This window comes from Gordonia alkanivorans, from assembly GCF_004011905.1.
GTDB lineage: Bacteria > Actinomycetota > Actinomycetes > Mycobacteriales > Mycobacteriaceae > Gordonia > Gordonia alkanivorans.
Genome location: NZ_CP027114.1, coordinates 151,873 through 173,055, shown reverse-complemented (window position 1 = coordinate 173,055; position 21,183 = coordinate 151,873). Strand labels below are relative to the sequence as shown.

Sequence of the window (21,183 nt, the reverse complement as noted above, 5' to 3'; positions counted from 1 at the left end):
CGAATATTCGACATGTCAAGGGGGGTTGCGCACGGTGACGAGCATGACCGAAGCGAACGGCGGCAGCGCCGGCGACCGGCAGGCACACCGACCGGGCCGGCACGGGTACGAGTTGTCGCATCTCGCGGCTCTCGAAGCGGAGTCCGTGCACATCTTCCGCGAGGTCGCGGCGACCTTCGAACGTCCGGTGCTGCTGTTCTCGGGCGGCAAGGACTCGGTCGTCATGTTCCACCTGGCGCGCAAGGCGTTCTGGCCCGCGCCGATCCCGTTCCCGCTGATGCACGTCGACACCGGACACAACTTCGACGAGGTGATCGCCTACCGCGACCGGGTGGTCGCCGAGACCGGCGTCCGACTGATCGTGAGCTCGGTCCAGGACGACATCGACGCCGGACGCGTCGTCGAGCAGACGGGTCCCGGAGCGAGCCGCAACCGCCTCCAGACCACGGCTCTGCTGCGGGGTATCACCGAGAACCGCTTCGACGCCGTGTTCGGCGGTGCGCGTCGCGACGAGGAGAAGGCGCGCGCGAAGGAACGCGTCTTCAGCTTCCGGGACGAGTTCGGCGCGTGGAACCCGCGGGACCAGCGGCCCGAACTGTGGCGGCTCTACAACGGGCGCCATGCGAAAGGGGAGCACATCCGGGTCTTCCCCCTGTCGAACTGGACCGAACTCGACATCTGGCAATACATCGCCGAGGAGAGCATCGACCTGCCGTCGATCTACTACGCGCACCAGCGGGAGGTGATCCCCCGCGACGGCATGCTGCTCGCGAAAACCCGTTTCCTCCAGGAACTCCCGGGGGAGGAGATCCGAACGGAGACGGTGCGCTTCCGGACCGTGGGCGACGCCACCTGCACCGGGTGCGTCCTGTCGGCGGCCGACGACGTCCGCAAGGTGATCGAGGAGATCGAGGTGACCCGGGTGACCGAACGCGGGGCCACGCGCGCCGACGACCGGATCTCCGAGTCGGGCATGGAGGATCGCAAGAAGGAGGGGTACTTCTGATGAGCGGGGTCAATGCTGCCGGGGGTGCCACCGAGATGTTGCGGCTCGCCACCGCTGGTTCCGTCGACGACGGCAAGTCGACACTGATCGGCCGGTTGCTGTACGACTCCAAGGCGATCTTCACCGATCAGCTGGAGTCGATCGAGCGGACCAGCGCGGAGCGGGGCGACGAGTACGCCAACCTCGCGCTCCTGACCGACGGTCTGCGGGCCGAGCGCGAACAGGGCATCACGATAGACGTGGCGTACCGTTATTTCGCCACTCCCAGGCGGAAATTCATCATCGCCGACACCCCTGGCCACGTGCAGTACACCCGCAACATGGTGACCGGGGCGTCGACCGCGGATCTGGCCATGATCCTCATCGACGCCCGCAAGGGGGTGCTGGAACAGACCCGGCGACACGCGTTCCTCTCGACGCTGCTCGGGATTCCGCACCTGACGGTCTGCGTCAACAAGATGGACCTCGTCGACTGGTCGCAGGAACGCTTCGACGAGATCTGCGCCGACTTCATCGATTTCGCGGCCAAGCTGAACGTCGTCGACCTCACCTTCATCCCGATGTCGGCGCTACGCGGCGACAACGTCGTCGAACAGTCGACCGCGATGCCGTGGTACGAGGGCAGGCCGCTCCTCAACCACCTCGAGCACGTCTACATCGCATCCGACCGCAACCTCATCGACGCCCGCCTGCCGGTGCAGTACGTCATCCGTCCGCAGCGCAGCGATGGCGCCGACCACCGCGCGTATGCGGGTACGGTCGCCGGCGGCGTGTTCGCCAAGGGCGACGAGATCGTGGTTCTGCCAAGCGGATTCAGTACCACCATCACCGAGATCTGGGAACCGGGCGGGGCCCGCGTCGACGAGGCGTTCGCATCGATGGCCGTGTCGGTGGAGCTCGCCGACGAGATCGACATCGTGCGCGGCGACATGCTCGCGCGGCCGAACAACCGGCCGTACGTCGGGCGCGACATCGACGCGATGGTGTGCTGGTTCGCCGAAGACGCGGATCTCCGCTCGCACAACCGCTATCAGCTCCTGTGCGGAACGCGACTGACCCGCGCGCAGATCACCGGCCTCAACTACCGGCTCGACGTCAACTCGCTGCACCGCGACGAGAACGCCGAGGCGCTGTCGCTCAACGAGATCGGCCGGGTGACCCTGCGTACGCAGGAACCGGTCATGTTCGACTCGTACCGGCGCAACCGGGACACCGGCAGCTTCATCCTCATCGACGAGGCCACCAACCGCACCGTGGGCGCGGGCATGATCAACGCTCCGGTCAGCCACGACAGCCACATCGTCTGGCAGGCCAGCAAGGTCGACCGCGAACACCGGGCGCACCGCGGTGCCACCATCTGGCTCACCGGACTCTCCGGTTCGGGGAAGTCGTCGCTCGCCGTCGAACTCGAGCGGCGATTCGTCGCCGAGGGCCGGCCCGCCTACCTGATGGATGGTGACAACCTCCGGCACGGGCTGAACTCCGACCTGGGCTTCTCCGACGACGACCGGCGCGAGAACATCCGCCGGACCAGCGAGGTCGCGGCGCTCTTCGCCGATTCGGGTGCGGTCGCGATCGTGTCGCTGATCAGCCCGTTCGCCGAGGAACGGCAGCGCGCCCGCGAGATCCACGCCCAGCGGGGTCTGCCGTTCTACGAGATCTTCGTCGACACCCCGATCGAGGAGTGCGAGCGGCGGGACCCGAAGGGGCTGTACGGCAAGGCTCGCCGGGGCGAGATCAGTCAGTTCACCGGTATCGACTCGCCGTATGAACGGCCGGCCGACGCAGAGCTCGTCATCACCCCCGACGACGGCGCGCCCGCCGAGGTCGCCGACATGGTCCTCCGTAACCTGGGACTGTAAGAAACGCCGGTTGGCCGGGGACACCCCTGGGTATGCAGCGACTGATCAGCACAACGCCAGAGAGGGAATCCCGTGACCGACGATCGAGCACTCGCAGGCGAACTGGCCACCGCGGCAGGAGAACTCCTCCTGGACATTCGCAAGACCAGCGGGCTGACCGGCAAGGAGCTGGGAAACGCCGGCGATGCGCAGTCCAACGATTTCCTGCTTCGACGGCTCGCGGAGGAGCGACCCGACGACGCGGTGCTGTCGGAGGAATCGGCGGACGACAAGTCCCGACTCCAGGCGGAGCGGGTCTGGATCGTGGACCCGGTCGACGGCACCCGTGAGTACGGCACCTACGAGCCGGGAGCCGGCCGCGCCGACTGGGCCGTTCATGTGGCGCTGTGGTCGGCGACCGACGGTCTGATCGCCGGTGCGGTGGCACTCCCGGCGCTCGGCGTGACCTACGTCGACGACGAGACGGTCGTCGAACCCACCGAGGGACTGGCCTCGCGGCCGCGTACCGGTGTGCCCCGCGTCGTCGTCAGCTCGTCGCGCCCACCGGCTTTCGCCGACGAGGTCGCCGCCGCGGTCGGCGGTGAACTCCTGCCGATGGGTTCGGCCGGCGCGAAGGCGATGGCGGTGGTCCGCGGTGAGGCGGACGCGTATGTGCACGCCGGTGGTCAGTACGAATGGGATTCGGCCGCACCGGTGGCCGTCGCGCAGGCGAAGGGTCTCTGGTGCGGACGCATCGACGGCTCGCCCCTGGTCTACAACAACGACGACACGTATCTGCCCGACCTGGTGATCTGCCGACCCGAATACGTCGAGGCGATCCTCACCGTCACGGCCGAGGGTGCGGGCGGCTGACGCACGGCCGCGTGTTCCGGGAACCCCGGCTCAGTGCGTCAGCACGACCTTGATGACGACGATCGCGGTGGCCACCACGGTGACCGCGCCGGCGCCGATCAGCGTCGCGCGATTGGGCCGTTCGTTGTTCAGTCGGTCGATGACGAAAACCGTTCCGCCGATTCGTAAGAGGATCACGATCTCCGCGGCGAGCTGGGCGGTGCGCGGATCGATCCAGCCGACCCAGGCCATCGCCAGGATGAGACACGGGACCGACGCGGAGGACAGGATCGGCACCGAGTCCCGCAGATTGTGGAGAACCATCGACTTGTTCGGATGGATGGCGCCCTCGTGCACGCGGCGTCCCACGGCCTCGGCGAAGACATGCGCGACGAAGGTCGACGCCGCCGTGCCGAGCAGGATCAGGATGCCGACGAAATCGTCGGTGAGGTGCAGCGGGATCAGCGCCGCCAAGATCAGGATGTTGCCGTAGATGTAGGCGCTGATGCGGGGGGCGGCGTGTTCACGGTCCAGCGGATTGCTGCGCGAGAACAACGGGCCGTGCAGCACTGTCCACGGGCGAGCGGTCATGGACAACGAAAGTATCAGCGAGTGGGCACGAGTTCACCGACAACGTCGGCGACCTTGTCCTCGAGGCGGGTGAGGCAGACCGTCGCCGCGACGGTGGCGACCTGGTCGGCGTTCGACTTCACCCCGAGTGCTGCCACGGCGGCCGCACGCCCCTCGTCCTCGAGTGCGCGGAATTCGCGGCAGCTCAGGGCCTTGGCGTCGCCGGCGTCGGCGGAGCCCGTCGGCCGGGGTGTGCCCGTCGACGGCCGGGCCGCCGAGCTCTCGGCGGTGCCCGGTGCTGCCGGAGTGGCCTGCTCGGTGCTGGTCTGCTCGACCGAGGTCTGTTCCGAGACCGTCGTCGTCGGCGCGGGTTCGGCGTCGTCGGACGAGCAGCCGGCCAGCGACAACGACAGCGCGGCAGCCCCGGCGAGCAGGGCGGGACGGAACAGACGAGCGCGGGACATGAGGAAACCTCTCTGGGGATTCGAGTCTCGGTTGTCGAGGACGGTACGGCCGGGGCAAAGGAGGACTGCTAGCGGCGGAGTCCGGACAGCACTCCGGAGATCGCGGACCGGATGTCGTCGAGTTCGATGCGCATCAGGTCGTCGGCGGACAGGGAGGCGAGGTCGCCGGCGGAGCTGAGCCGGAACTCGCGTTCCTCCTCGGCGGCTTCGACGATGTTGCGGATGAATCGGCCGTTACCGGCCAGGTCGGTGGCCCGGCGCGTGCCGCCGTCGGCTCCGCGGACATCGTGGTACAGCGGCGCACACGCCTGCTCCAGTTCGGCGACCGCCTCCGGGGTGAGGACCGAATCGCGTTTGCGGGCGATGAACTCGCCGATCTGCGCGAGCTCCTGCGGGGTGTAGGAGTCGAATCGGACGCGACGGGCGAAACGCGACGAGAGACCGTCGTTGGCGGCGAGGAAACGGTCGATCTCCGAGTCGTAGCCGGCGATGATCACGACCAGACGGTCGCGGTCGTCCTCCATCCGCGCCAGTAGGGTGTCCACCGCCTCGCGGCCGAACGCGTCGCCGCCGGACAGGCCCTTCTGGATCAGGGTGTACGCCTCGTCGATGAACAGCACACCGTCCATGGCCGAGTCGATGAGCGCCGACGTCTTGATGGCGGTGGAGCCGAGGTGCTCGCCGACGAGGTCGCGCCGCGTCGCCTCGACGACCTTGTCGGACTTGATGAAGCCCAGCCCGCAGTAGATCTTGGCGACGATCCGGGCGACCGTCGTCTTGCCGGTTCCGGGAGGACCGGTGAAGGCCAGGTGCAGGCTGCGCGCCGACGTCGAGAGTCCGCGGTCGGCGCGGACCCGGGCGAGGGTGGCGGCCGACTGCAGTTTTGCGACCTGCTGCTTGACCGACTCGAGTCCGATCTGTTCGTCGAGCTCGCGCCGGGCATCGGTCACCAGCTCGTTCTCGGCGACGCCGTCCGAGCCGTCCTGCGACACCAGGGTCTCGGTCCGGTCCGGCACGGAGGCGGGGTCCCACGGGTCGGTGCGGGCGGCGATCTGCTCGGGGGTCGTGACAGCCAGGCGGATCGACGGAGACTGCAGAGCCTGTACCGCGGCGGTGTGCGCCGGGTTGCGGGCGTAGACCTGTTCGAGCATCGCCTTCGCCTTCTCCTCATGCCCCTGCTGGCGGAGTGCGAGGGCATAGGCGTACATAGCGCTCGTCGAGCAGGCGGCGATCGGACCGTCGATGGCGTTCTGCAGGCGCCGCATGCCCTCACCGAGCATGCCGAGGCTCACACACGCCGAGCCGGCCATGTAGTCGGCCACCGACTGCATGACGGTGTCGCCCCACCGGTCCGAGCGGGTGAGGGCGGTCAGGACGTCGGGCCACCGCTGGGTCTTGAAGTGGAGGTGAGCGCGGACGAACTCGACGATCGGCAGTCGATGGGCGGGCGGGACCTCGTCCAGCGCCTCCTCTGCGCCGGTGTGGTCGGCGCCGCGGATCAGGCTGGACGCATATGCGGCGGTGGCGTCGACGGCGTTGATCGCCGGGTACTCGATGTACAGCCCGGTGTCCCAGCGGCCTGCGATGGTGCCCGGGGGGAGGCCGAGGCGCCGCTGTTCGGCGCCGATCGTGGCGCGTGCGCGGTACAGCCCCAGGAGCACCTCGTCGCTCGTGTCCCCGCAGGCGAGCCGGCCGATCCAGGCGTCGCCGAGCGACGGGTCCCACTCGGTCGCGCGAGTGAATGCTTTCGCGGCCTGGGCCGGATTGTTGATGGGTTCCTGACCGTCGACCGGGATGTTCAAGGACAGGACACCCAGCTCGAAGAGTGCCCTCGCCTTGCGGACATCGGCCATCTCGTCCCCCTGTGTCAACGTCGTCCCCCCGCGCGGCGGCGGCGTGCGGCGCACCCCCGCGCACGTCGCGCACACGGCGCGGCTCGAGTGAACAGACTATCCCGAGACAGGCCCGGTCCCCGGAACAGATCTCCCAGGGGAGGACCCGTCGAACATCGGATGGTCCGCCCCGTCGCCTCCGACCGCCCGGGCCCGCCTAGACTTGTCACCGTGAGTGCCCAGGTGGATACCGTCTCAGCCGCTTCCTCGACCCCGGATCATCCGCAACCGTTCCGCGAACTCGGACTCAAGGACGACGAGTACGCGCGGATCCGCGAGATCCTGGGCCGTCGACCCACCGACGCTGAGCTCGCCATGTACTCGGTCATGTGGTCCGAGCACTGCAGCTACAAGTCGTCGAAGGTCCACCTCCGGTATTTCGGGGAGACCACCACCGAGGAGATGCGGGCCAACATGCTCGCCGGTATCGGTGAGAACGCCGGCGTCGTCGACGTGGGCGACGGATGGGCGGTGACCTTCAAGGTCGAGTCGCACAACCACCCCAGCTACGTCGAGCCCTACCAGGGTGCGGCGACCGGTGTCGGCGGCATCGTCCGCGACATCATGGCGATGGGCGCGCGCCCGATCGCGGTCATGGACCAGCTGCGTTTCGGCCCGGCCGACGCCCCCGACACCCGACGCGTCGTCGACGGTGTGGTGCGCGGCGTGGGCGGCTACGGCAACTCCCTCGGCCTGCCCAACATCGGCGGCGAGACCGTCTTCGACGCCAGCTATGCGGGCAACCCGCTGGTGAACGCACTCTGTGCGGGTGTGCTCCGCGTCGAGGACCTTCACCTGGCCTTCGCGTCGGGAACCGGCAACAAGATCATCCTGTTCGGTGCGCGCACCGGACTCGACGGCATCGGCGGCGTGTCGGTCCTGGCGTCGGAGACCTTCGACGATGACGAGACCTCGGGCCCGAGCCGCAAGAAGCTGCCGAGTGTCCAGGTGGGCGACCCGTTCACCGAGAAGGTGCTCATCGAGTGCTGCCTCGAGCTCTACCACGCCGGGCTCGTGGTGGGCATTCAGGACCTCGGCGGTGCCGGATTGTCTTGCGCCACCAGCGAACTCGCGGCCGCCGGCGACGGTGGCATGCACATCGACCTGGAGAAGGTGCCCATGCGCGCCGAGGGCATGACCCCGGCCGAGGTGCTGTCCAGCGAGTCGCAGGAACGCATGTGCGCGGTCGTCGCTCCCGAGAACGTCGACGCCTTCCTCGAGGTGTGCCGCAAGTGGGATGTGCTCGCCACCGTGATCGGCGAGGTCACCGACGGTGATCATCTGGTCATCACGTGGCACGGCGAGACCGTCGTCGACGTGCCGCCGCGCACCGTCGCCCACGACGGCCCGGTCTACGAGCGCCCGGTGGCGCGTCCGGACTGGCAGGACACCGTGGTCGCGTCGACAACCGAGCCGCTGAAGCGTCCGAGCACGCCGGATCAGCTGCGCGAGACCCTGCTGGCGATGCTGGCCAGCCCGGCGCTGTGCAGCCGCCAGTTCATCACCGACCAGTACGACCGCTACGTCCGCGGCAACACCGTCCTGGCCGAGCACGCCGACTCCGGCATGATCCGTATCGACGAGAAGACCGGCCGCGGAATCGCGCTGGCGACCGACGCGTCGGGCCGCTACACCTTCCTCGACCCGTACCGCGGTGCGCAGCTGGCGCTGGCCGAGGCCTACCGCAACGTCGCCGTCTCGGGTGCGACGCCCAAGGCCGTCACCAACTGCCTCAACTTCGGCTCGCCCGAGGACCCGGCGGTGATGTGGCAGTTCCAGCAGGCGGTCCGCGGACTCGCCGACGGCTGTGCGCAGCTGGGCATCCCGGTCACCGGCGGCAACGTGAGCTTCTACAACCAGACCGGTGCGACCGCGATCCTCCCGACGCCGGTCATCGGTGTCCTCGGTGTGATCGACGACGTCCATCGTCGTATCCCGACGGGCTTCGGCACCGAACCGGGCGAGACGCTGATCCTCCTCGGCGAGACCCGCGACGAGTTCGACGGCTCGATCTGGGCGCAGGTCGCCTACGACCACCTCGGTGGCGTGCCGCCGGAGGTCGACCTCGAGCGTGAGCGTCTGCTGTCGGAGATCCTGACCGCGGCGTCGCGCGACGGATTGATCTCGGCCGCACACGATCTCAGCGAGGGCGGGCTCATCCAGACCGTCGTCGAGGCGGCGCTGGCCGGCGAGACCGGTTGCCGGCTGCTGCTGCCCGAGGATGCCGACCCCTTCGTCTGGCTGTTCTCCGAATCCGCCGGACGCGTGCTGGTCGCCGTGCCGCGCACCGAGGAGTCCCGCTTCTCCGCCATGCTCGACGCCCGCGGCATGCCGTGGACGCGCATCGGCGTGGTCGACCAGGGCAGCGACGAGGTCGAGGTCCAGGACTACTTCTCGGTGCCGCTCGCCGAGCTGCGCGAGGTGCACGAGGCGACGCTGCCGCGTCTCTTCGGCGACACCGCGTAGCGAGCCGAATCGTTGTAGCGCGCACCGTTCCCTCCTGCGGGAACGGTGCGCGTATACCGTTGAAAGCAATCTGATTCACCGACCCGACGAATCCGGTCAGGGTCGGATACGCTCCGTGGGTTCTCAGCGAGAGTCGAAAGGGCGCAGATGAGCTATCCCCACGATCCGAACCAGCCGCCGAACTACGGCGCGGCGCCCGGCTACGGACAGCAGCCGTACGGCGCATACGCGCCCGGTCCCGAACCGGACAACAACCTCGTGTGGGCGATCCTGACGACGGTGCTGTGCTGCCTGCCCCTGGGGATCGTGGCGATCGTCAAGTCCACCTCGGTCAGCAAGCTGTGGGCCGCCGGTGATTTCGCCGGTGCTCAGAAGGCGGCCGACGACGCCAAGAAGTGGGCGATGTGGGGCGCGATCATCGGGATCGTCGGCTCGATCCTCATCGTGGTCGTCTATTTCGTCTTCGCGGCGTTGATCATCGGTGCAAGCGCCACCACGTCCACGTACTGAACGGTTCGAACGGGCCGTCCTGGAGCGGGTGTCGGTCCTCTCGAACCATCGGGTCCTCGGCCCGGCGACCGTGGTCGTCGGGGCCGGGATCTGTTGTGCCGCAGTGTTGCTGGGAGATCCCACCACGCCCGGCGGGGTACTCCCGATGTGTCCCACCAAGTTGATCCTCGGTGTGACCTGTCCGGGCTGCGGGTCGCAGCGTGCGCTCTACTCACTCCTGCACGGTGATCTGTTCGCGTCCCTGCACTACAACGCGGCCTTTGTCCTCGCGCTCGGGTTGCTGCTCTTCGCATTCGGCGCCTACTGCCTGCGGCTGTGGACCGGGCGGCGGATTCGCGGCTGGCAGAACATGCGCTATTCCGCCGTCGTGTTGCTCGTCGCCGTGCTCGGCTGGTTCGTGGTCCGGAACATCCCGGTGGAACCGCTCTGGTCCCTACACGTCTGACGGGCCGCGGCGTCCGGTGCGCCGGACCCATCGGACCAGTCGTGACCCGCCGGCGTCGGCAGCCGCGTCGAGATCGAGCGCGGCAAGTCCCTCCGGGTCGTCGGTGGTGATCTGGTCGACCCGTAACTCCAAGAGCCGCCTGATATCCGGGACCGAACGAGGTCCGACACGGGTCACCGTGTACCCGTCGACGAGTCGATCGTGGCGATGGAAGGCGTCGACGAGATCGACACCGCGCCGGTCCGCGGCGAGGATCAAGCGGTTCTCCAGATAGACCATCTCCGCGTTCGGCGACGCGGCCAGCGCACGCGCGACGAAACCCTCGAAGTCCCCAGACCGGATCGCGGCGTCGGCGGCACCGTGATGGCAGGGGTCGTAACCGACGCGAATCCCGGGGGCCGCCGACGTCAGGCGCGCCACGGCCGCCGCATCGCCGCAGGACAGGATGTAGTGCGACGCCAGCGGCTCGACGCTGCGCGCGAAGGTGTGCACCGCACGTGGATCGAGGGCGGCGTCGTCCTCCTTGAAGTCGAGCTGGAGGATCGACGACGGTGCGATGTCGACCGTCGAGAACAGCTCGGTGAGGTCCTCGAGTAACAGGACCGGCTCGTCGAGCGCCTTGCCGTGGTTGTCGCGCAGGGACAGTCCGCGGAGGTAGGCCGCGGGTAGCGCCGAGATCGCCCCGGTGCCGGTGGTGGCGTGATCGACGACGCGGTCGTGCAGGACCGCGAAACCGCGGTCGGCGTGGATGACCAGGTCCACCTCGATGCTCGCGCCCAGCCGCATCCCCTCGATGATGCGAGAAGCGGTGAAGGCCGGGTCGTCGGCGCGCCGACGACCCCGGTGCCACTTGAGCATGGTCCGGTGCCCGTCGAAGTCGACGTACAGCGGCGGACGTGCCGGATCGGGCGCTGATGGTGTGCTCGTCTGGGACATCGTCTTCCGAGACTAGTCCCGGTAGGGTCTGGCAGATGGCGGCGTTCTCGATGCCCAGGTGGGTCGGTGCGGTGACGATGGCCGAGTCGGCCGGATTCCTCATCCCGGTCGCCGGGTTCGCGATCTCCGCCATCACCGGGTTACCGGTCGGATGGGCCTGGCTGCTCATGGTTGTGTGTGGGGCCGGCGAGGGCGCGCTGCTCGGTCTCGGTCAGGCAGTCGCCCTCCGCGGGACGTCGTGGCAGGTCCCGACCGCGCGATGGGTTCCGGCGACCGCGGTCGGCGCGATGATCGCCTGGTCGTTGGGGATGGCGCCGTCGAGTCTTGTCGATCTGGGGGCGGACATCGACTTCGGGAATCCCCTCACCTGGATCGTGGCCGGCGCGGGTGCGGTGGCGCTGCTGATCAGCATTCCCTCGGCGCAGTACGTCGTTCTGCGGAACCGAATCCCCCACGCATGGCAGTGGATACCGGTGAACGCGGCCGCCTGGACGGTGGGACTGGTCTTCACCTTCCTGCCCGGTCCGTTCATCGACGAGTCCACCCCCGGTATCACGATGGCGGTCGCCTTCGTCCTGGCCGGCATCTGTATGGCCGCGACCGTCGCGGTGGTCACCGGACTCTGGTTGCGGTCGCGACCTGTTCTCGCCGAACCGGCCCTGCAGAGTTGAAACGTGTTCTAGTTTGAGGGGCATGACTCTGCGTGTGGTCGAGTGGTCGACCGGAACCGTCGGAAGACATGCGATCGCCGGGATCGACGCCCATCCCGACCTCGAACTCGTCGGGGTCTGGGTGTCGAGTCCGGACAAGGTCGGGAAAGACGCCGGCGCACTGGCGGGCCTCGATCGTGACCTCGGCGTCGCCGCGACCGACGACCGCGACGCACTGATCGCCCTGAAGCCCGACTGCATCGTGCACACCGCGATGACCGACGACCGGGTGATGGAGTCGATCGAGGATCTGATCTTCTTCGTGGAGAACGGGATCAACGTGGTCTCCAGTGGTCCGGTCGTGTTGCAGTTCCCGAAGGGAATCCTGCCGGACAGACTGCTGGACCGGATCGCCGCGGCCGGCGAGTCCAGCGGTGCCAGTCTGCACGTCAACGGCATCGACCCCGGTTTCGCCAATGACGTTCTGCCGCTGTCGTTGACGAGTCTCTCCCAGCGGATCGACGAGGTGCGGTGCCAGGAGATCGCGGACTACTCGACCTACTACCAGCCGGTTGTCATGCGGGACCTGTTCGGCTTCGGGCAGCCGATGGACACGACGCCGTTGCTGCTGTCGCCGGGCATCCTGTCGATGGGCTGGGGCAGCGTGGTGCGGCAGATCGCCGCCGGACTCGACCTCACCCTCGACGAGCCGCTCGTCGAACGGGTGGAACGCGTCGAGGCCGACCGTGACTATTCGACGGTGTCGGTGGAGATCCCGAAGGGAACCATGGCGGCGTTGCGATTCGAGGTCGCCGGTCAGGTCGACGGAGTGGATCGTGTTGTGCTGGAGCACTACACGCGCACGCACGCCGACCAGTGCCCGGAGTGGCCGACCCCGCACGAGGGTGACGGTTGCTACCGGATCGCGATCTCCGGCGAGCCGGAGATGACCGTCGAGTTCGGTCATCACGGGGAGAACGGCGACCACAACGTCTCCGGGATGATCGTCACGGCGATGCGGCTGGTGAATTCGGTTGCCGCCGTGGTCGATGCGAAGCCGGGCCTGGTGACCGCCCTGGATCTACCGCTCATCACCGGGCGGGGTCTGGTGACGCGGGGCTGACCCCTCACATGTCCCACGTGTGCACGGGTTCGCCCTCGTGCATGAGAGTCACGTAATCGGCGAGCATGCCGCTCAGCGCCGCCGACCGGCTCTCGCCGGCCTTCTCGCGGGCGGCGACGGCCTCGCGCTGCCACACCGACCCGGTCCGGCGGGTGACGCAGCGTCCCTCGATCACCGACAGATACCGCTTGCGGGCCTTGTCCGAGACGCCGTATGCGCGAAGGCCTTTCTCGGCGAGGGTCAGCAGGCGCCGGAGTACGAGTTCGTCCGGTCGGACCCAGCCGACGTCGGGCCAGTAGAGCTGCGACTCCATGCCGAAATGCGCACCGGACTGTAGGTTCTCCGCGGCCGCGTTGAACGACATCTGCGACCACAGCGGCCGGTCGGCCTCGACGAGCCCGCGGACCACCCCGTAGTAGAAGGCGGCGTTGGCCATCGTGTCCACGACCGTCGGTCCGGCGGGCAGCACCCGGTTCTCGACGCGCAGATGTGCCTGCCCCTCGTGGATGTCGTACACGGGCCGGTTCCAGCGGTAGACCGTGCCGTTGTGCAGCCGCAGCTCGTCGAGCGTCGGGATACGTCCGGCATCGAGTTCGGCCAGCGGATCGACGTCGGTCGAGACGGGTAGGAGAGCAGGGAAGTAACGGGTGTTCTCCTCGAACAGGTCGAAGATGGTGTTGATCCAGCGTTCGCCGAACCAGACGCGTGGCCGGACGCCCTGGTTCTTCAGCTCCAGCGGCCGGGTGTCGGTGGCCTGCTCGAAGACCGGGATGCGACTCTCGTGCCACAGTGCGGTCTCGGCGAGGAACGGGGAGTTGCCGGCCAGCGCCACCTGTATCCCGGAGATCACCTGGGCGGCATTCCAATGCGCGGCAAAGTCTTCCGGGGCCACCCTCAGGTGCAGCTGCAGCGAGGTACAGGCGGCTTCGGGGAGGATCGAGTCGGTGGACGTGTGGAGGCGTTCGGTGTCATGGCCGTCGCCCAGCGGCACACCGCTGATGTCGATCTCGAGGTTCTCGCCGCGGGCGTTGAAGATCTGCTCGTTCAGCAGGTCGTAGCGGGGGTTGGCCGAGATCCACTGATGGGCAAAGTGTTCGGCCTTCAGGGTCGGGAGCATCCCGATCATGACCAGGTGGTTGTCCGTGCGGGCGGCGCGTTCCTCCGCGCGGTTCAACGACGTCCGCAGCGCCTGTTCCAGCGAGATCGTGTCGTCGGTGGTGAAGGGCCGCGGCGAGACGTTGATCTCGATGTTGAACTGCCCGAGTTCGGTCTGATAGTCGGGGTCGGCGATCGCCTCGAGGACGGCGGCGTTGGCCATGGCCGGACGCATCTGCTCGTCGACGAGGTTGAGTTCCACCTCCATGCCGAGGAGGGGTTTGGGTGGCCGCCCCTGATCGGTGAACAGCCCGTCGGCGAGCATCCGCGCGATCGCGTCGGTACCACGACTGACCTGCCGGCGGAACCTCACGCGATCCTCGCCGGTGAACTCCTGTTTGGTCACTTCCGCGCCCATGCGTCACATACTGCCCCAATTCGGGCGGCGTCAACCGCCGTTGCAAGATGACTGACGTGCCCCCTCGTAAGAGACCCGACCCGGCAGAGGTCCGCGCCGCAGTCCTCGCGGTCGCGGACTGGCTCGGCGACGAATCGGCCCCCGCGCCGTCGCGGCCGGCTCTCGCCGCCGCCGTCCGCCTCACCGCCCGCACGCTCGAACACCTCGCCCCGGGCAACTCGGTCGAGGTTCGCGTCCCACCGTTCGTCGCGGTGCAGTGCATCGAGGGCCCGCGCCACACGCGCGGGACGCCGCCCAACGTCGTCGAGACCTCGCCGCGCACGTGGTTGCTGATGGTGACCGGTCTGCTGACCTACGACGCCGCGCTCGGCGTCGGTGAACTCGACGCATCGGGCCACCGCGCGGACCTGGTGGCGGGGCTGCTGCCGCTGGTTCCGCTGGGCCCGGGCGCGTCGAGAACCGAGTGATCCGACGAGTGTGATCCGTCACTCCCGGTGTTCACGTGGAATTACGGCGCTTCGGACACCGCTGGAAGATTCGCTCTGTGAGGCAACGGGCACGTAAACTCCGAAACTGTCTCCCAGCACATTGACGTGTTAACCGATTCGCAGCCCAGGGGAGCTAGTCGATGACTGATCGCTCGATCGCCAACGTGAACCTGCTCGCTCCCACGCCGGCCGGTGGATGCTCCGCAGCCGGTGGATGCGCGCCCGAACCCGCTCCGCTGGACCAGCCCGAGAACGAACCGCGCGAGGAGTGCGGGGTATTCGGGGTCTGGGCACCCGGCGAGGACGTCGCCAAACTCACCTACTACGGCCTCTACGCGCTGCAGCATCGCGGACAGGAGGCGGCGGGCATCGCCGTCGGCGACGGCAGCCAGGTCGTCGTCTTCAAGGATCTGGGCCTCGTCAGCCAGGTGTTCGACGAGCAGACACTGGGCGCGATGAGCGGCCACGTCGCCATCGGGCACTGCCGCTATTCCACCACCGGTTCGACCACCTGGGAGAACTCGCAGCCGATCTTCCGCACCACCGATGCCGGCACCGGCGTCGCGCTCGGTCACAACGGCAATCTCGTCAACACCGCCGATCTCGCCGCCCGCGCTCGGGAGAAGGGCATCAAGAGCTCCGCGGCGACGTCGGACTCGGATGTCGTGGGTGCGCTCCTGGCGCACGGCGCCGCCGACAGCTCGATCGAGCAGGCCGCGATGGAACTGCTGCCGACTCTCAAGGGCGCCTTCTGCCTGACCTTCATGGACGAGCACACCCTCTACGCGGCACGTGACCCGCACGGTGTGCGTCCGCTCTCGCTCGGACGCCTCGACCGCGGCTGGGTCGTCGCCTCGGAGACCGCCGCCCTCGACATCGTCGGCGCGTCCTTCGTCCGCGACATCGAGCCCGGCGAGCTGCTGGCCATCGATGCCGACGGCGTGCGGACCAAGCGCTTCGCCGAGCCGACGCCGAAGGGCTGTGTTTTCGAGTACGTCTACCTGGCCCGCCCGGACTCCAACATCCACGGCCGGTCGGTGCACTCCACCCGCGTCGAGATCGGTCGGCGCCTGGCCAAGGAACACCCCGCCGAGGGCGACCTGGTGATCCCCGTGCCGGAGTCGGGTGTGCCCGCGGCCGTCGGCTTCGCCCAGGGCTCGGGCATCCCGTACGGGCAGGGTCTGATGAAGAACGCCTACGTGGGCCGCACCTTCATCCAGCCGTCGCAGACGATCCGTCAGCTCGGCATCCGACTCAAGCTGAACCCGCTGCGCGAGGTCATCCGCGGCAAACGTCTCGTCGTCGTCGACGACTCGATCGTGCGCGGCAACACCCAGCGCGCCCTCATCCGCATGCTGCGCGAGGCCGGTGCCGCCGAGGTACACGTGCGGATCGCCTCCAGCCCCGTCCGCTGGCCCTGCTTCTACGGCATCGACTTCGCCTCCCCGGCGGAACTCATCGCCAACGGCATGGAGTCCGAGGAGGGCATGGTCGAGGGCGTGCGCCAGGCCATCGGCGCCGACTCGCTCGGTTACATCAGCATCGACGAGATGATCGGTGCCACCGAGCAGTCCGCATCGAACCTGTGCGCGGCGTGCTTCGACGGCAAGTACCCGATCGAACTGCCCGAGGAGACCTCCATGGGCAAGGCGGTTCTGGAACAGATGCTGGCCTCCGCTGCCCACGACGGGACCGTCGACCCGCTGACCAAGCCCAACGACAACGTCAGCGCAGTGATGCGTCCCTGAATCAGGGCGCAGGGCACTCCGGTACCGTGTGATCGTCGGCGAACACGCCGAGAACAACTTTTGACAAGGGGTGCTTGCGGAGATGACGGAGCGGGATGCGGCGGCCGACGAGACGACGGGCGTTACGCCGCCGGCTTCGTACGCGGCGGCCGGGGTCGACATCGACGCCGGTGAACGAGCCGTAGAGCTGATCACCCCGCACGCGAAACGTGCCTCGCGTCCCGAGGTCCTCGGTGGCCTCGGCGGTTTCTCGGGTCTCTTCGCACTGAAGGGCAATTACCGCGAGCCGGTCCTCGCTGCGGCCAGCGACGGCGTCGGTACCAAGCTCGCGGTCGCGCAGGCCATCGACAAGCACGACACCGTCGGGCGCGACCTCGTCGCCATGTGCGTCGACGACCTCGTCGTCTGCGGCGCCGAGCCGCTCTTTCTCCAGGACTACATCGCCGTGGGGAAGGTCGTCCCCGAGACCGTCGCGCAGATCGTCGCCGGCATCGCCGACGGCTGCGTCGAGGCCGGATGTGCGCTGCTCGGCGGCGAGACCGCCGAACACCCCGGACTCATGCAGGACAACCACTACGACCTGTCGGCCACCGCCGTCGGTGTCGTGGAGGCCGACAAGGTCCTCACCCCCGACCGTGTCCGTGCCGGTGACGTCGTCATCGCCATGGGATCGTCGGGCCTGCACTCCAACGGCTACTCGCTCGCCCGCAAGGTGCTGCTCGAGTGGGGCCACATGGATCTCTTCGGCCACGTCGAGGAGTTCGGCCGCTCGCTCGGCGAGGAACTGCTCGAGCCGACCCGCATCTACGCCCGCGACTGCCTGGCGCTCATCGCCGAGGCGGACGTGCGGACCTTCGCGCACATCACCGGCGGCGGCCTGGCCGAGAACCTGGCCCGCGTCATCCCTCAGGGCCTCGTGGCCGAGCTGGAACGCAACACCTGGACCCCGGCCCCGATCTTCGCCCTCATCGGGCAGCGCGGACGCGTCGAGCAGCTCGAGATGGAGCGCACCTTCAACATGGGTGTCGGCATGGTCGCGGTCGTCGCACCCGAGGACACCGACCGCGCACAGGCGGTCCTGACGGCCCGGCACGTCGACAACTGGGTGCTCGGCACGATCAAGCGGTCCACCGACCCCAAGAGCACCGAGGCAGGCTCGCGCGTCTCCCTGGTCGGCGAGCACCCGCGCTTCTGAGAGTCACGGGCGCACAGCGCCTCTCGCACCGACGCCAAAGCGGCGGGGACCTTCGGGTTCCCGCCGCCTTCTCGTTGTCAGACGCGTCGATCGCACCCTACCGCTGGACACCACAGAGCAGCGATGCTCATCGCCGGTTGTCGCCGCGGCGAGCACCGCTGGATGTCGAGAAACGACTCCGCACGCATCAGACGGCCGCAGTCACCTGCGGCCGTCTGATACCTACGAAAACATCAACCCGCGTTACCGCGGGTCCGCTGAGCGGAGAGGTCGTGCCGGGGTGAGATCTGGTGTCGCCGATGAGGCCGGCACCCACGAGTGGTGCGCCTCAGGCGCGTCGCCACTCGTCCTCGTCCAACCACTCATCCACCGGATCCGGACGATCTACCGAGCTGGTCTGCCCGGACAGCTCACGCTGCAGGCTTTCGAGATCGGTGTTCGGAGTGGAGTACTTCAGCTGACGAGCAACCTTCGTCTGCTTTGCCTTTGCCCGGCCGCGGCCCATACGGGACCCCCTCGCAAAATGACGGGGCGGCCAACGATTTGGCGGCCCCGTTCTCTTGAAGTAATTCTGTCGTGCTGACCAGTCTAGCGCGCCTTCAGGACTTGTGTGCCGCGCCCTGCCTCGCCGCGCCGCCCGATCTCTTCACCTTGCTCATAATTCGCTGCGCCTCGCGTCGGACCTTGACCGGCAGATCGTCGGCGGCGAGCAGCGTGGCGATCGACTCGGGGTCGGCGTCGGCGAGCAGTTGCCGGACCCGCACACCGTGATCGGGACGGTGGATCACTCTCACCGAATCGCCCGCGGCCACCGTACCGGGCTGCAGAACGCGCAGGTAGGCGCCGAAATCGGCCTGGTCCATGAACCTCTTCACCCACCTGGGCTCATCCGCCCACACCGCGAAGGTCCGGCACGGTACACGAGGGATGGTGGTCTCGAGGAGGAGTCCGTCGTCACCGACCTGCCACCGCTCACCCACGAAGGCGTCGGTGACGTCGATCCCGTCTATCCGGAGGTTCTCGCCGAACCAGCCGTAAGGAAGCTCACGTCCGAGTTCCTCGGACCAGCGTCGTGCGTCGGGTTCGGCGTAGGCGTACACCGCCTGATCGACGCCGCCGTGATGCCTGCGGTTGCGCTGGTGATCGGCGGCCAGTCCGAGCTCGTGCACGTCGGCGCGGCCGGCCAGAGGGCGCTTGTCGATCGCGGACGGGCCGATCTTGTCGAGGACGACGTCATGGCCGGCCGCGCAGACGGCCAGCACGGTTCCGGTGTCCACGTGTCAGGTGCCCGGGGTGGCCGAGCCGCTGCGCAGCCGCTCGACGGCGGCGCGACCGGCCTGGACGTGATCGTCCTCGCGGATGGAGTCCGGATCGATGCGTGCGCTCACCGGTTCCTCGGCACCGATCGTCAGTTCGACGTCCGCACCGACGTTGCGTTTGACGAGCGCGAGCGCGATGGGGCCCCACTCGTAGTGGTCGATGACGGTGCCGAGACGGCCGACGGTGCGGCCGCCCGCGGTGACGGGGTCGCCGGTCGTCGGACGCTGATCCGAGCTGCCGTCGAGATGCAGAAGTACCAGGCGTCGCGGCGACTTGCCGAGGTTGTGGACACGGGCGACCGTCTCCTGGCCGCGGTAGCAGCCCTTGTCCAGATGGACGGCGCCCTGCTCGGCCGGACCACCGATCCAGTCGACCTCGTGCGGGATCGTCCGTTCGTCGGTGTCGGCACCCAGCCGGGGGCGGCGGGCGGCGACGCGCAGCGCGTCGTACGCCCAGCTGCCCGCCATCCGGGCGCCGGCCTCGACGAGTGCGTCCCACCAGCGCAGCAGGACGAACTCGGGCAGGACGAGGTCGACGACCGGCAGGTCGCGGTTCTCGCCGAGGGGTGGCATCCGTCGCCAGAATCCCAGCGGCTCGTCCTCGTGATGCGTCTCCGGCAGGTTGCCCGCCTGGTAGACGTCCGCGTCGGCGGGGATCTCGAGCAGCTCGGCGACCGGTCCGGTCACCGCGCCGGGACCGACGAGGGTGAGTACCTTCATGTCTGTTCGCGGGGCCGGCTGCGCCTTGGCCCAGAACACCATCTTGGCGAGGAACCCGGCGAGGGCCTCGCCGCGTACGCCCTCGGTGTCGACCCAGGTGACGCCGTCGATGTCGGTCAGGACGAAGTGTTCCTCGACGCGGCCGTTGGCGTCGAGAGACAGATTCTCCGCGCTCCGGCGGTCGGGGAGTGCGGAGACGTGCTGGCTCGAGATGGTGTGCAGCCAGCTCAGGCGTTCCTCGCCGGGGATCTCGACGACGGCGCGGTCGGAGCGGTCGACGACGATGACCCCGGTGGCGGCGGCTCTCTGTTCCCCGAGTGGATCACCGAAGTGCCACGGGGTCTCCGATGAGTGGAACTCGCCGGGGCCGGGGACCGCCCCGCCCTCGGAATGCCTGGTCAGGATGGGTGAACGGCTCACGGGTCGATTCTACGGGTCGCTCGCGCACCAGGGGTGTTGAGCCGGGGCCGGCCGGTCGTGGGAGCCTCTTATCCATGTCGGATTCGATCCTGCTCACCCTCGACGGCACCCAACACGATGCCGATGCACCGTTCCTGCACGCCGACGACCTCGCGGCGGTGCGCGGCGACGGCGTCTTCGAGACCCTGCTCGTCCGTGCCGGCCGGGCGCGTGGGGTGCGCCTGCACCTCGAGCGCCTCGCCCGTAGCGCGACCGCGATGGAGCTGCCGGCACCGGACCCCGACGAGTGGCGCGCGGCGGTCGAGAACGCGGTCAAGCTGTGGACTGCCGAGCACGGGACGTCGGACGAGGCGTTGCTGCGTCTGGTCTACACCCGTGGGCGCGAACACGGGTACGCCCCGACGGCCTACCTGACCGTGGAGCGGGTGCCCGAACGCGTCGCCTCGGCGCGCGCCGACGGTGTCTCGGTGGTCACCCTCGATCGCGGCTTCTCCATCGACCTGGCCGCCAGGGCGCCATGGCAGCTGCTCGGGGCGAAGACGCTGAGCTATGCGACCAACATGGCCGCGCTCCGGCACGCCGCATCCGAGGGCTACGACGACGTCATCTTCGTCAGCAGCGAGGGGGCGGTGCTCGAGGGTCCGCGATCGACGGTGGTCGCGGTGTACGGGGACTCGCTGGTCACCCCGCCGACGGAGATCGGCATCCTCGCCTCGACGACTGCCCAGGCCGTCTTCGATCTCGCCGATGCGGAGGGCTGGAAGACCAAGGTCGAGATCCTGCGCCCGGAGGATCTCGTGGCGGCCGACTCGGTCTGGCTCGTCAGCAGCGTGACGCTCGCGGCCCGGGTCACCCATCTCAACCGGTACGTGATGCCGGTGCCGGCCGACGCCGACCGGTTTTCCGATTTGGTGGACCGAGCCATCGCCGCGGAAGACAATTGATCCCGGTCACTCACACATGATCCCGGGCCCGCGTCACACCTGTTCGCGGGTGAGAGCGAATGCACCAGCGACAGTGCAGTG

20 protein-coding genes are annotated in these 21,183 nt (G+C 68.4%); 12 read left to right on the top strand and 8 right to left on the bottom strand.

The window, feature by feature from the left end; translation table 11 throughout:
• Positions 1-43: 43 nt before the first annotated feature.
• The 3 genes from cysD to C5O27_RS00740 all read left to right on the top strand — a co-directional run bounded on the left by cysD (position 44) and on the right by C5O27_RS00740 (position 3,720).
• Positions 44-1,006, top strand: a complete 963-nt coding sequence (gene cysD, locus C5O27_RS00750; protein WP_006358462.1) for a sulfate adenylyltransferase subunit CysD — start codon at positions 44-46, stop codon at positions 1,004-1,006.
• Positions 1,006-2,868 carry an adenylyl-sulfate kinase gene (gene cysC / locus C5O27_RS00745; RefSeq protein WP_006358463.1) on the top strand — a complete coding sequence of 621 codons (1,863 nt, stop codon included), beginning with the start codon at positions 1,006-1,008 and terminating at the stop codon, positions 2,866-2,868. The genes cysD and cysC overlap by 1 nt, the downstream gene beginning before the upstream one ends.
• Positions 2,869-2,940: 72 nt before the next feature.
• The gene (locus C5O27_RS00740; RefSeq protein WP_127961642.1) at positions 2,941-3,720 is read left to right on the top strand and encodes a 3'(2'),5'-bisphosphate nucleotidase CysQ; all 780 of its coding nucleotides are present in this window, start codon (positions 2,941-2,943) and stop codon (positions 3,718-3,720) included.
• A 30-nt stretch (positions 3,721-3,750) separates the two neighbouring features.
• Here the strand turns inward: C5O27_RS00740 and C5O27_RS00735 are convergent, their stop codons facing one another.
• From C5O27_RS00735 to eccA, 3 genes are all read right to left on the bottom strand, one after another.
• Positions 3,751-4,290, bottom strand: a complete 540-nt coding sequence (locus C5O27_RS00735; RefSeq protein ID WP_006358465.1) for a hypothetical protein — start codon at positions 4,288-4,290, stop codon at positions 3,751-3,753.
• A 14-nt stretch (positions 4,291-4,304) separates the two neighbouring features.
• The gene (locus C5O27_RS00730) at positions 4,305-4,733 is read right to left on the bottom strand and encodes a hypothetical protein (protein WP_006358466.1); all 429 of its coding nucleotides are present in this window, start codon (positions 4,731-4,733) and stop codon (positions 4,305-4,307) included.
• Between the two features lie 68 nt (positions 4,734-4,801).
• Positions 4,802-6,586, bottom strand: coding sequence for a type VII secretion AAA-ATPase EccA (eccA, locus tag C5O27_RS00725; protein WP_127961641.1), 1,785 nt, complete (start codon positions 6,584-6,586; stop codon positions 4,802-4,804).
• A gap of 159 nt (positions 6,587-6,745) precedes the next feature.
• On the opposite strand from eccA, the gene purL reads away from it, so the two are divergent.
• The 3 genes from purL (at position 6,746) to C5O27_RS00710 (ending at position 10,046) form a co-directional block, all read left to right on the top strand.
• Positions 6,746-9,091 carry a phosphoribosylformylglycinamidine synthase subunit PurL gene (gene purL, locus C5O27_RS00720; RefSeq protein ID WP_006358468.1) on the top strand — a complete coding sequence of 782 codons (2,346 nt, stop codon included), beginning with the start codon at positions 6,746-6,748 and terminating at the stop codon, positions 9,089-9,091.
• 147 nt (positions 9,092-9,238) lie between these two features.
• Positions 9,239-9,601: a CD225/dispanin family protein gene (locus tag C5O27_RS00715; protein ID WP_035751830.1), complete on the top strand. Its 363-nt coding sequence runs from the start codon at positions 9,239-9,241 to the stop codon at positions 9,599-9,601.
• Positions 9,602-9,629: 28 nt separating this feature from the next.
• Positions 9,630-10,046 carry a DUF2752 domain-containing protein gene (locus C5O27_RS00710; protein ID WP_006358470.1) on the top strand — a complete coding sequence of 139 codons (417 nt, stop codon included), beginning with the start codon at positions 9,630-9,632 and terminating at the stop codon, positions 10,044-10,046.
• On the opposite strand, the gene C5O27_RS00705 is transcribed toward C5O27_RS00710, so the two are convergent.
• A complete protein-coding gene (locus C5O27_RS00705; protein WP_127961640.1) occupies positions 10,035-10,982 on the bottom strand; it encodes a glycerophosphodiester phosphodiesterase in 948 nt (315 codons plus the stop codon). The two genes, C5O27_RS00710 and C5O27_RS00705, sit on opposite strands and share 12 nt — an antisense overlap.
• A 35-nt stretch (positions 10,983-11,017) precedes the next feature.
• On the opposite strand from C5O27_RS00705, the gene C5O27_RS00700 reads away from it, so the two are divergent.
• Both C5O27_RS00700 and C5O27_RS00695 read left to right on the top strand, forming a co-directional pair.
• A complete protein-coding gene (locus C5O27_RS00700; protein ID WP_244216573.1) occupies positions 11,018-11,653 on the top strand; it encodes a hypothetical protein in 636 nt (211 codons plus the stop codon).
• 22 nt (positions 11,654-11,675) lie between these two features.
• Positions 11,676-12,755, top strand: coding sequence for an NAD(P)H-dependent amine dehydrogenase family protein (locus C5O27_RS00695; RefSeq protein WP_006358473.1), 1,080 nt, complete (start codon positions 11,676-11,678; stop codon positions 12,753-12,755).
• A gap of 4 nt (positions 12,756-12,759) precedes the next feature.
• Here C5O27_RS00695 and C5O27_RS00690 read toward each other — a convergent pair whose 3' ends face one another.
• Positions 12,760-14,268 carry a glutamate-cysteine ligase family protein gene (locus C5O27_RS00690; protein WP_127961639.1) on the bottom strand — a complete coding sequence of 503 codons (1,509 nt, stop codon included), beginning with the start codon at positions 14,266-14,268 and terminating at the stop codon, positions 12,760-12,762.
• A 47-nt stretch (positions 14,269-14,315) separates the two neighbouring features.
• Here C5O27_RS00690 and C5O27_RS00685 point away from each other — a divergent pair, with 47 nt between their 5' ends.
• The 3 genes from C5O27_RS00685 (at position 14,316) to purM (ending at position 17,699) form a co-directional block, all read left to right on the top strand.
• Positions 14,316-14,735, top strand: a complete 420-nt coding sequence (locus C5O27_RS00685; protein WP_127961638.1) for a sterol carrier family protein — start codon at positions 14,316-14,318, stop codon at positions 14,733-14,735.
• 161 nt (positions 14,736-14,896) lie between these two features.
• Positions 14,897-16,504, top strand: a complete 1,608-nt coding sequence (purF, locus tag C5O27_RS00680; RefSeq protein WP_127961637.1) for an amidophosphoribosyltransferase — start codon at positions 14,897-14,899, stop codon at positions 16,502-16,504.
• 82 nt (positions 16,505-16,586) lie between these two features.
• Positions 16,587-17,699, top strand: a complete 1,113-nt coding sequence (purM, locus tag C5O27_RS00675; protein ID WP_127961636.1) for a phosphoribosylformylglycinamidine cyclo-ligase — start codon at positions 16,587-16,589, stop codon at positions 17,697-17,699.
• Between the two features lie 328 nt (positions 17,700-18,027).
• Here purM and C5O27_RS00670 read toward each other — a convergent pair whose 3' ends face one another.
• The 3 genes from C5O27_RS00670 to ygfZ form a co-directional block, all read right to left on the bottom strand.
• Positions 18,028-18,204: a DUF3073 domain-containing protein gene (locus tag C5O27_RS00670; protein WP_005194294.1), complete on the bottom strand. Its 177-nt coding sequence runs from the start codon at positions 18,202-18,204 to the stop codon at positions 18,028-18,030.
• A gap of 94 nt (positions 18,205-18,298) precedes the next feature.
• On the bottom strand, positions 18,299-18,976 hold the full coding sequence (locus C5O27_RS00665) for an MOSC domain-containing protein (protein ID WP_127961635.1): 678 nt from the start codon (positions 18,974-18,976) through the stop codon (positions 18,299-18,301).
• 3 nt (positions 18,977-18,979) lie between these two features.
• Entirely contained in the window at positions 18,980-20,158 is a 1,179-nt protein-coding gene (gene ygfZ / locus C5O27_RS00660; protein WP_127961634.1) for a CAF17-like 4Fe-4S cluster assembly/insertion protein YgfZ, read from the bottom strand.
• 74 nt (positions 20,159-20,232) lie between these two features.
• Between ygfZ and C5O27_RS00655 the strand changes: the two genes are divergently transcribed.
• A complete protein-coding gene (locus C5O27_RS00655; protein ID WP_035751815.1) occupies positions 20,233-21,102 on the top strand; it encodes an aminodeoxychorismate lyase in 870 nt (289 codons plus the stop codon).
• The last annotated feature ends 81 nt before the right edge of the window (positions 21,103-21,183 follow it).